The organism is Pseudomonas sp. NPDC087598, assembly GCF_044743525.1.
GTDB lineage: Bacteria > Pseudomonadota > Gammaproteobacteria > Pseudomonadales > Pseudomonadaceae > Aquipseudomonas.
This window is the reverse complement of sequence record NZ_JBIUWQ010000012.1, coordinates 113,797-124,112: the sequence shown is the minus strand read 5'-3', so window position 1 is coordinate 124,112 and position 10,316 is coordinate 113,797. Positions and strand designations below refer to the sequence as shown.

Below are 10,316 nucleotides of genomic sequence, written 5' to 3'. Positions count from 1 at the left end.
CGGGCGAAACCGAGGATGCGACCATTGCCGACCTGGCTGTGGGTACTTCGGCTGGCCAGATCAAGACCGGTTCGCTGTGCCGTTCCGACCGCGTTTCCAAGTACAACCAACTGCTGCGTATCGAAGAGCAGTTGAATGGCAAAGCCAAGTACAACGGTCGTAGCGAATTCCGCGGTTAAGCGGAAACTGATAAAAGGACACTGGATTGTGTCGAAAAAGTCGTGACAGCGATGGATTTGCCACTAATCTGATGCCTTAACAGCACAAGCCTGGATCTTCCAGGCTTCGTGCTATCAGACGTTTCAAAGTTTTGGCGTGGCTGTCTTTTTTCACTGGATACCTGATATTCGATGCGCAGTCCTTACTGGTTGTTTCTCGTTTTGCTCTTGCTACTGGCCGGTCTGCAGTACCGCCTGTGGGTGGGCAATGGCAGTCTGGCGCAGGTCGCCGAGCTGAATCAGCAGATTGCTGATCAACATGCCGAGAACGAAGGTCTGCTGGAGCGCAACCGGGTGATGGACGCTGAAGTCAGCGAGTTGAAGAAAGGTATGGAGACCGTTGAAGAACGGGCTCGTCACGAATTGGGCATGGTCAAGGACGGCGAAACCCTTTACCAGTTGGCCCAATGATCAATTCCCTGCCGGCCTTCTGGGCCGTGATTCCTGCCGCGGGCGTCGGTGCCCGTATGGCCGCGGACCGTCCCAAGCAATATCTGCAACTGGGCGGGCGCACAATTCTCGAACACAGCCTCGGCTGTTTCCTTGATCACCCGAGCCTCAAGGGGTTGGTGGTCAGTCTTGCTGTTGATGATCCTTATTGGCCAAACCTGGCGTGCGCCAGCGATTTGCGGATTCAGCGCGTCGAGGGCGGTTCGGAGCGTTCCGGGTCGGTGCTCAATGCCTTGCTGCATCTGCATGCGCAAGGTGCCGACGATGAGGATTGGGTGCTGGTGCACGATGCGGCACGGCCCAACCTGAGTCGCGACGATCTGGACAAGCTGCTCGCTGAGCTGGCGGATGACGCGGTGGGTGGTTTGCTCGCCGTTCCCGCGCGCGACACCCTGAAAAGAGTCGACAAGCACGGTCGTGTGGTTGAAACCGTTGACCGCAGTGTGATCTGGCAGGCCTATACGCCGCAGATGTTTCGCCTTGGGGCGTTGCATCGGGCATTGGCCGACAGTCTGGTCGCTGATGCGGTGATTACCGATGAAGCTTCGGCGATGGAGTGGGCGGGGCTGGCGCCTCGCTTGATTGAAGGTCGTGCGGATAACCTCAAAGTAACCCGGCCGGAAGATCTGGAGTGGTTGCGTCAGCGTTGGGCTAACCGCCACTGATAACTGTGGCGCCTGTCAGATTGCTTTCGCGAGCAGGCTCGCTCCCACCTTTGAATTACGCCTAACTCAAGTTTTGTATCTTCTGAAGATCCCTTGTGGGAGCGAGCCTGCTCGCGAAGGCGGCCGCACAGGCAACCCATCACTCAACACCGATACTCCGGCTGTTCAGCCAAACCTTCCTTCAAGAAATCCACCAGTTTGCGCACCTTAGGCGACAAATGCCGCTGTTGCGGATACAGCGCCCACACTGCCGTATTTGGCGGCTGATGCGTCTCCAGCAACGAAATCAACGCACCACTGTGCAGATGCTCCAACACGTAATAATCCGGCAACTGACACAAGCCAACCCCTTGCAGCGCCGCATCCAGCACCGCTTGCCCACTGTTGCAGCGCCAGTTTCCCTGGACCCGCTGGGAAAACTCCCGCCCGTTTTGCTCCAGCTGCCAGATGTCCGAGCTGCCAATCAGGCAATTGTGACGGCTCAGTTCCGACAAACTGTGTGGGCGGCCATACCGTTCCAGGTAGGACGGCGACGCGCACAGATACATGCGCCTCGGCGCCAGCCGCGTCGCGACCAATCGCGAATCCTGTAAGCGCCCCAACCGAATCGCCAGATCCAGCCCTTCATGCACCAGATCGAGTTGGCGATTGCTCAATTCAATATCAATGCGCAGTTGCGGGTAGAGCCCCATGAAGCGCGTCACCAGCGGCACGATAAATCGCTCGCCGTAGGCAACGGCGCAAGTCATGCGCAGCATGCCTTTCGGTTCGCTGGTCAGATCGCCAACGGCGCGCAAGGCCTCTTCACGACCGTCCTGCAGGCGCTGGCAATGTTGCAGAAAAGTCTGTCCAGCCTCGGTCAGCGTCACCCGGCGAGTACTGCGATAGAGCAGGCGTGTCTGCAAGCGCTCTTCCAGTCGTACGATTTGTCGACTGATGTGCGAGGAAGAAACACCAAGGCGTTCGGCAGCAGCGGTGAATTGACTGCATTCGGCAACGGCGACGAACTCGTCGATGCCTTCCCAACGGTTTTCAGACATCTTGATTATCCCTGTGCAGCAATAATGTTTTGCTTTTGCTTGGATTATTCACCGTCAGACCATGTATTACACTCCTTGTCTGGTTTTTTATTCAATGGATTCACTGGAGAGTCAGCATGATCAAGTCGCGCGCCGCCGTTGCCTTCGAGGCCAAGAAGCCGCTGGAAATCGTAGAAGTCGATGTCGCCATGCCCAAGGCCGGTGAAGTGTTGCTGCGCGTAGTGGCTTCCGGTGTTTGCCACACTGACGCTTACACCCTGTCCGGTGCTGATCCGGAAGGGATCTTTCCGTCGATTCTCGGCCACGAAGGCGGCGCCATCGTCGAAGCCATCGGTGAGGGCGTAACCTCGGTTGCCGTTGGCGACCACGTCATTCCGCTGTACACGCCGGAATGCGGCCAGTGCAAATTCTGCAAGTCCGGCAAAACCAACCTGTGTCAGGCGATTCGCGCGACACAGGGCAAGGGCCTGATGCCGGACGGTACTTCGCGTTTTTCCTACAAGGGCGAGACGATTTTCCACTACATGGGCACGTCGACTTTCTCTGAATACACCGTGTTGCCGGAAATCTCCGTCGCCAAAATTTCCAAAGACGCGCCGCTGGAGAAAGTCTGTCTGCTGGGCTGTGGTGTCACCACCGGTATCGGCGCAGTGATCAACACTGCCAAGGTCAAACCGGGTGACACCGTTGCCATTTTCGGCCTCGGTGGCATTGGTTTGTCGGCGGTAATCGGCGCGGTGAAAGCCAAGGCTTCGCGCATCATTGCCATCGACATCAACCCGGCCAAATTCGAAATCGCCAAACAACTGGGCGCCACCGACTGCGTGAACCCGAAAGATTTCGATCGCCCGATCCAGGAAGTCATCGTCGACATGACCGATGGCGGCGTCGACTTCTCCTTCGAATGCATCGGCAACGTGCAACTGATGCGCGCCGCCCTTGAGTGCTGCCACAAAGGTTGGGGCGAGTCGGTGATCATCGGCGTCGCCGGTGCCGGCCAGGAAATCGCTACCCGTCCGTTCCAACTGGTGACCGGTCGCGTCTGGCGCGGCTCGGCGTTCGGCGGCGTGCGCGGTCGTACCGAGTTGCCAAGCTATGTCGACATGGCGCAGAGCGGTGAGATCCCGCTGGATACTTTCATCACCCACACCATGGGCCTGGAAGACATCAACAAGGCGTTCGACCTGATGCACGAAGGCAAGAGCATCCGTACCGTCATTCATTTCTAAAAAGCAGCCCCAAGCTACAAGTTTCAAGCGTCAAGGAAGGGCGATCAGGCCTTTTCTTGAAGCTCGAGGCTTGTCGCTTGCAGCTGGGAGAATCCTATGAGTCTGGAAAATATCTCCTGTCAGAAGAGTTTCGGCGGTTGGCACAAGCGTTATCGCCATCGCTCCGATGTGCTCGGTTGCGACATGGTGTTCGCCGTGTACCTTCCGCCTCAGGCAGAGCAGGGCGGCAAGTTGCCGGTGCTGTACTGGCTGTCGGGCCTGACCTGCACCGATGAGAACTTCATGCAGAAGGCTGGCGCCCAGCGCATGGCTGCCGAGCTCGGTTTGATCATCGTTGCACCGGACACCAGTCCACGTGGTCCTGATGTGCCGGGTGATCCTGACAATGCGTGGGATTTCGGCCTCGGCGCGGGGTTTTATCTGAATGCCACGCAGGAACCCTGGTCGCGCCACTATCGGATGCATGACTATGTCGTGCAGGAATTGCCTTCACTGGTTGAAGCGCATTTCCCGGCGTCCGATAAACGCAGTATCAGCGGCCATTCCATGGGTGGCCACGGCGCGTTGGTTTGTGCGCTGCGCAATCCGGGGCGTTACCAGTCGGTGTCGGCGTTTTCACCGATCAACAATCCGATGGATTGCCCGTGGGGCCAGAAGGCCTTTTCCCGTTACCTGGGCGAAGACCGTTCGAAGTGGAAAGAATGGGATGCTTGTGCGTTGATTGCTGACGCTACCGAAAAACTGCCATTGCTGGTCGATCAAGGGGATCGCGACGACTTCCTCGCCACTCAGCTCAAACCCGAAGCCTTGCAACAAGCGGCAAAACAAGCGGGCCATCCGCTGACATTGCGTCTGCAACCGGGCTATGACCACAGCTATTTCTTCATCTCAAGCTTCATTGACGACCACTTGCAGCATCACGCACGCGCCCTCAAGGCCTAATGCAGGTAGAATCACGCCCTGACAAAAATCGGGGCGTTTTTTTTATGCGTATTGGCCACGGCTATGATGTGCACCGTTTCGCTGAAGGCGATTTCATTACTCTGGGCGGCGTGCGCATTGCACACAGCTTCGGGCTGCTCGCTCATTCCGACGGTGACGTCCTGCTGCACGCCTTGAGCGATGCCTTGCTCGGCGCGGCGGCGCTGGGCGATATCGGCAAACACTTCCCGGACACCGACCCGCAATTCAAGGGCGCTGACAGCCGTGCGCTGCTGCGTCACGTGGTCGCGCTGATCCACGCCAAAGGCTGGAAAGTCGGCAACGTCGACAACACCATTGTTGCTCAGGCGCCGAAAATGGCCCCGCATATCGAATCGATGCGCGCGTTGATCGCGGCGGATCTTCAAGTTGAGTTGGATCAAGTGAACGTGAAAGCTACCACCACCGAAAAGCTTGGCTTTGTCGGTCGCGAAGAGGGCATCGCCGTGCACTCCGTTGCCTTGTTGCTGCGCGCATGAATGAACTGCAATTGCTCGGCCCGCGTGCCTATGGCGAGTCCCTGGGCAGCGCCGTACTGAAAGCGGTCGCGGAAGACTTTCAGGTCGATGAGGTGCTCGATATCCCGTTCAGCGGCGATGGCGAACACTTGTGGATCTGGGTCGAAAAGCGTGGCCTGAACACCGAAGAGGCTGCACGGCGTATCGCCAAGGCTGCCGGCGTGCCGTTGCGCACCGTCAGCTATGCCGGTCTCAAGGATCGTCAGGCGCTGACCCGTCAATGGTTCAGCGTACAACTGCCGGGCAAGGCTGATCCGGATCTGTCGGCGGCGGAAAACGACACGCTGAAGATCCTCAAGACCACTCGCCACAAGCGCAAGTTGCAACGCGGTGCGCATTCGGCCAACGGTTTCACCTTGCGTCTGACTCAGTTCAATGGCGACAAGGCGGCCATTGAAGAACGTCTGCAACTGATCGCCAGACAAGGCATTCCCAATTATTTCGGTGCCCAGCGCTTCGGCCATGACGGCGGCAACGTCGTCGATGCACGTTCGTGGGTGGCGCGCAAGGCCTTGCCGGAGCAGCGCAATGTGCGTTCGCGCCTGCTCTCGACCGCGCGCAGTTTTCTGTTCAATCAGGTGCTCGCGGCGCGTGTTGCCGATGGCACCTGGCAAAAAGCCCAAGTCGGCGATTTGCTCGCATTCACTGATAGCCGCAGTTTTTTCCCGGCCGGTGAAGCCGAGTGCAGCGATCCGCGTCTGGTGATTCTCGATCTGCATCCGACCGGTCCGCAGTGGGGCGAAGGTGACTCGCCGGCCGCTGGCGCTGTCCATGATCTGGAGCAGGGGATTGCCGCCCGTGAAGCGGATCTGCGTGATTGGTTGATTCACGCCGGCATGAGCCACGAACGTCGCATCCTGCGGCTGCCCATTGGCGGGTTGACGTGGCATTATCCCCAGCCTGACATTCTGCAACTGGAATTCGTCCTCCCGGCCGGATGCTTCGCCACCGTATTGGTGCGCGAACTCGTTGATCTGGTGCCGGTGGGGCAGACGGACAGCCCATGCGTATTCTGATTTCTAACGACGATGGGGTAACCGCACCCGGTCTCGCCGCGCTTTATGCTGCGCTGGCGGATTACACCGAGTGCGTGGTTATCGCCCCGGAGCAGGACAAAAGCGGCGCCAGCAGTTCGCTGACGCTCGACCGTCCGTTGCACCCGCAATACCTGGCCAACGGCTTCATCAGCCTCAATGGCACACCGACCGATTGCGTGCACCTGGGCCTCAACGGCCTGCTGGAGCGCGAGCCGGACATGGTGGTTTCCGGCATCAACCTCGGCGCCAATCTGGGCGATGACGTGTTGTATTCCGGGACAGTGGCGGCAGCCCTTGAAGGGCGTTTTCTTGAGCGTCCGTCGTTCGCATTCTCGCTGGCCTCACGCCAGGTGGATAATCTGCCGACGGCGGCTTACTTTGCGCGCAAACTGGTCGAGGCCCATGCCGGGCTGGATCTGCCGCCGCGCACTGTACTCAACGTGAACATTCCCAATTTGCCGCTCGACCATATTCGCGGCATTCAGTTGACCCGACTGGGGCATCGCGCCCGGGCGGCGGCGCCGATGAAAGTGGTCGACCCGCGTGGCAAGGCCGGTTACTGGATTGCTGCCGCCGGCGACGCTGAAGACGGCGGTCCGGGTACCGACTTTCATGCGGTGATGCAGGGCTACGTTTCCATCACGCCGTTACAGCTTGATCGCACCTTCAACGATGCCTTCAGAAGTCTCGACGGCTGGCTGGAGGGACTGCGCTGATGGCCCGTGAACACGAAGACAGAATGCGCAGCGGCATCGGCATGACGTCCCAGCGCACCCGCGAACGGTTGATCCAACGCCTGTATGAAGAAGGCCTGTCCAACGCCAAGGTGCTGGAAGTGATCCGCCGTACGCCGCGTCACTTGTTCGTCGACGAAGCGCTGGCGCACCGTGCTTATGAAGACACGGCCCTGCCGATCGGCCATAACCAGACCATCTCCCAGCCTTATATGGTGGCGCGCATGAGCGAGCTGCTGCTTGAGGCCGGGCCGTTGGACAAGGTGCTGGAGATCGGCACGGGCTCCGGTTATCAGACGGCCGTGTTGTCGCAACTGGTGGAGCGGGTGTTCTCGGTTGAGCGCATCAAGGTCTTGCAGGATCGGGCCAAGGAACGACTGGTCGAGCTCAATCTGCGCAACGTGGTGTTCCGTTGGGGCGATGGCTGGGAAGGCTGGCCGGCGCTGGCGCCGTACAACGGCATCATCGTCACCGCTGTCGCTACCGATGTGCCGCAAGCCTTGCTTGATCAACTGGCGCCAGGTGGGCGCATGGTGATCCCGGTGGGTTCGGGGGAAGTGCAGCAATTGATGCTGATTGTGCGAGAAGAGCACGGCTTTTCCCGGCACGTTCTGGGTGCTGTTCGCTTCGTGCCTTTGCTCAACGGGCCACTGGCCTGAGCATTTCTTCAAAGGCGCTGAATTCCTTTCGTTCGCCTCGGTCTTACTCCGGCAGCGATGGTTTAAACGCAACGGATTGTCGGCTTGCAAACGTGTGCGCGAAGCGATTTCGCTTCATTAAAGGTAAAGCCGATTCAGCCCGTTATACTTGCGACACCTCATGCCGAAATCCGGCATTCCAAATTTTTCAGCCACCACAAAGGGAGCGGCGGGTGAGTCTCACAGTCATTGCGCAGCGTATGGGTAACACGAGCTTTCAGCGCCTGGTGACTGGCCTTGTCTTGAGCACCTTGCTGGTGGGTTGCTCCAGCACCAAATCGAGCAACGTACGGGTAGTCGACCGTAACAATGCGGTCGCGCAGCGTCCTGCCGTGACGACCGGGCAATATGTAGTCCGTCCGGGCGATACGATGTTTTCCATCGCGTTTCGCTACGGCTGGGACTACAAAGCCCTCGCGGCCCGGAACAATATTCCTACGCCGTATACGATCCACCCGGGTCAGACAATTCGCTTCGATGGCCGTACCGGATCAACGTCGACAGCGGTGGTGAGCAACGCCAGTTCTTCACCTTCGTCGTCGAGTAAAACCACGGTAATCCGACGCCAGGCAAATGGCACGACTACCACTACAACCACCGGTTCTACTGGGGCTGTACCGTCCGTCGCCAACAAACAAGCACCGGCTCCACTGCCTCCACCCGGCCCGGCCCCGACCGGCTGGGGATGGCCATCTAATGGCATTCTTATTGGAAAATTCTCTTCAAACGGTAGTTTGAATAAAGGAATTGATATCGCCGGGGATTTGTAAGCCAGCCTGTTCCGTCGCGTAGAGGGGACAGGCTCCAGCGTTGCCAAGGATAAAGGCGTCGCTTGAGCTTGGGGTCGAACTCACCAAAGGACTATAACAATGGCTCTCAGTAAAGAAGTGCCGGAGTTTGACATCGACGATGAGGTTCTCCTTATGGAGGCCGGCATCGATTCGGAATCTTCGATGTCGAATGATGAAGGGGCTGCTCCACCTTCCGTTCGTTCCAAATCCAAACACTCCGCTTCACTTAAACAACATAAGTACATCGACTACACGCGTGCACTTGATGCCACGCAGCTGTATCTCAACGAAATCGGCTTTTCCCCACTGCTCTCCCCGGAGGAAGAAGTTCATTTTGCGCGTTTGTCGCAAAGTGGCGATCCCGCCGGGCGCAAGCGCATGATTGAAAGTAACCTGCGGCTGGTGGTCAAAATCGCCCGGCGTTACGTCAATCGGGGGCTGTCGCTGCTGGATCTGATCGAAGAGGGCAACCTCGGCTTGATCCGCGCTGTGGAAAAGTTCGATCCCGAGCGCGGCTTCCGCTTCTCGACCTATGCAACCTGGTGGATTCGTCAGACCATCGAGCGCGCAATCATGAATCAGACCCGGACCATCCGGTTGCCGATCCATGTGGTCAAGGAGCTCAACGTGTACCTGCGGGCTGCACGGGAGCTGACGCAAAAACTCGACCACGAACCTTCACCCGAAGAAATCGCCAATCTGCTGGAAAAACCGGTAGGTGAGGTCAAGCGCATGCTGGGCCTGAATGAACGGGTTTCTTCGGTCGACGTCTCGCTGGGTCCGGATTCGGATAAAACCCTGCTGGACACCCTGACGGATGATCGTCCCACCGATCCATGCGAACTGCTGCAGGACGACGATCTGTCGCAGAGCATCGATCAATGGCTGTCCGAACTGACTGACAAGCAGCGCGAGGTGGTGATCCGCCGCTTCGGCCTGCGCGGTCATGAGAGCAGCACGCTGGAAGATGTAGGCCTGGAGATCGGCCTGACCCGGGAACGGGTAAGACAGATCCAGGTGGAAGGCCTCAAGCGTCTGCGGGAAATTCTCGAGAAGAATGGCCTGTCGAGCGAGTCGCTGTTCCAGTAGGCGTCTCCAGCGCCCGCCAAAAGCCCCGACTGGTTCGGGGCTTTTTGTTGCTCGCGATTGAATGGCTCAACGATACCCATGTGGCGAGGGAGCTTGCTCCCGCTGGGTTGCGCAGCAGCCCCAAATACGGGTGAGCGCTGCGCACTCAAGCGGGAGCAAGCGCCCTCGCCACAGGTCAGGTGCCCGCTTTTCTCGCGGTGCCCGTACCTTTGTAGTCTCGCGATGTAAGCCTTGGCTTACTCTTCCGTAAGTGTTCGTTATTTTTACCCTGCGGCAGACGTCCACTCTTCACGTTAGTCATATCTAACTTATTGATTTGAATATTTATTTTTTAATATGAAGTGCTTATGACAACGCCTTCAGGCGTATTCGGCCCGTTGCTCCTGGCGGGGAACTCTTTAGTATCAGCGCTGTGTCGACGGACAGACACGCCCTTCAAGGATGAGGGGAATGGACATCGCAGGAGGCGATTCATCAGGACGATGAAAAGGAACACAGGGAATAGGGAAAAAATGTGGGCGGGTCAAACCGCCCCTTTTTTTTGCCCGTAGAAAAAGCAAATGCAGAAAAGCAAAAAGGCCCACAAGGGGCCTTTTTATCGAGCGCGCGACAGATCAGCGTTCGAGGTCTTTGATCTTGCCTTTGACGCCATCCCACTCTTCGGCGTCCGGCAGCGATTCTTTCTTCTCGGTGATGTTCGGCCAGATCTCGGCCAGTTCAACGTTCAGTTGAATGAACTCCTGCATTTCTTCCGGAACTTCGTCCTCGGAGAAAATGGCTACGGCCGGGCATTCCGGCTCGCACAGGGCGCAGTCGATGCACTCATCCGGGTGAATCACCAGGAAGTTCGGGCCTTCGTAAAAGCA

11 protein-coding genes and 2 pseudogenes are annotated in these 10,316 nt (G+C 58.1%); 11 read left to right on the top strand and 2 right to left on the bottom strand.

Annotation, left to right across the window (positions count from 1 at the left end):
• The 3 genes and pseudogenes from eno to ispD all read left to right on the top strand — a co-directional run.
• A pseudogene (gene eno, locus ACIOWE_RS09760) lies at positions 1-179 on the top strand (phosphopyruvate hydratase); the annotation flags it as partial.
• Between the two features lie 171 nt (positions 180-350).
• Positions 351-629 (top strand): cell division protein FtsB, encoded by a 279-nt coding sequence (gene ftsB / locus ACIOWE_RS09755; protein WP_007908838.1) that lies wholly within the window; start codon positions 351-353, stop codon positions 627-629.
• The gene (gene ispD / locus ACIOWE_RS09750) at positions 626-1,333 is read left to right on the top strand and encodes a 2-C-methyl-D-erythritol 4-phosphate cytidylyltransferase (RefSeq protein ID WP_401390321.1); all 708 of its coding nucleotides are present in this window, start codon (positions 626-628) and stop codon (positions 1,331-1,333) included. The genes ftsB and ispD overlap by 4 nt, the downstream gene beginning before the upstream one ends.
• Positions 1,334-1,476: 143 nt before the next feature.
• Here ispD and ACIOWE_RS09745 read toward each other — a convergent pair whose 3' ends face one another.
• Positions 1,477-2,373 (bottom strand): LysR substrate-binding domain-containing protein, encoded by an 897-nt coding sequence (locus ACIOWE_RS09745; RefSeq protein ID WP_401390318.1) that lies wholly within the window; start codon positions 2,371-2,373, stop codon positions 1,477-1,479.
• Positions 2,374-2,489: 116 nt separating this feature from the next.
• On the opposite strand from ACIOWE_RS09745, the gene ACIOWE_RS09740 reads away from it, so the two are divergent.
• From ACIOWE_RS09740 to rpoS, 8 genes and pseudogenes are all read left to right on the top strand, one after another.
• Positions 2,490-3,602 carry an S-(hydroxymethyl)glutathione dehydrogenase/class III alcohol dehydrogenase gene (locus ACIOWE_RS09740; RefSeq protein ID WP_166220848.1) on the top strand — a complete coding sequence of 371 codons (1,113 nt, stop codon included), beginning with the start codon at positions 2,490-2,492 and terminating at the stop codon, positions 3,600-3,602.
• A gap of 96 nt (positions 3,603-3,698) precedes the next feature.
• Complete coding sequence (fghA, locus tag ACIOWE_RS09735; RefSeq protein ID WP_401390314.1) at positions 3,699-4,544, top strand: S-formylglutathione hydrolase; 846 nt, start codon at positions 3,699-3,701, stop codon at positions 4,542-4,544.
• A gap of 44 nt (positions 4,545-4,588) precedes the next feature.
• Positions 4,589-5,062, top strand: coding sequence for a 2-C-methyl-D-erythritol 2,4-cyclodiphosphate synthase (gene ispF, locus ACIOWE_RS09730; RefSeq protein WP_034149878.1), 474 nt, complete (start codon positions 4,589-4,591; stop codon positions 5,060-5,062).
• Positions 5,059-6,117 carry a tRNA pseudouridine(13) synthase TruD gene (truD, locus tag ACIOWE_RS09725; RefSeq protein WP_401390310.1) on the top strand — a complete coding sequence of 353 codons (1,059 nt, stop codon included), beginning with the start codon at positions 5,059-5,061 and terminating at the stop codon, positions 6,115-6,117. Before ispF ends, truD begins: the two co-directional genes overlap by 4 nt.
• The gene (gene surE, locus ACIOWE_RS09720; RefSeq protein ID WP_201235002.1) at positions 6,105-6,854 is read left to right on the top strand and encodes a 5'/3'-nucleotidase SurE; all 750 of its coding nucleotides are present in this window, start codon (positions 6,105-6,107) and stop codon (positions 6,852-6,854) included. Before truD ends, surE begins: the two co-directional genes overlap by 13 nt.
• A 41-nt stretch (positions 6,855-6,895) precedes the next feature.
• Complete coding sequence (locus ACIOWE_RS09715) at positions 6,896-7,531, top strand: protein-L-isoaspartate(D-aspartate) O-methyltransferase (protein WP_169841266.1); 636 nt, start codon at positions 6,896-6,898, stop codon at positions 7,529-7,531.
• Positions 7,532-7,743: 212 nt separating this feature from the next.
• Positions 7,744-8,337: pseudogene (locus tag ACIOWE_RS09710) on the top strand (LysM peptidoglycan-binding domain-containing protein); the annotation flags it as partial.
• 102 nt (positions 8,338-8,439) lie between these two features.
• A complete protein-coding gene (rpoS, locus tag ACIOWE_RS09705) occupies positions 8,440-9,450 on the top strand; it encodes an RNA polymerase sigma factor RpoS (RefSeq protein ID WP_008081736.1) in 1,011 nt (336 codons plus the stop codon).
• A 614-nt stretch (positions 9,451-10,064) separates the two neighbouring features.
• On the opposite strand, the gene ACIOWE_RS09700 is transcribed toward rpoS, so the two are convergent.
• On the bottom strand, positions 10,065-10,316 hold a 252-nt coding region (locus tag ACIOWE_RS09700), incomplete at its 5' end, for a ferredoxin family protein (protein WP_401390306.1).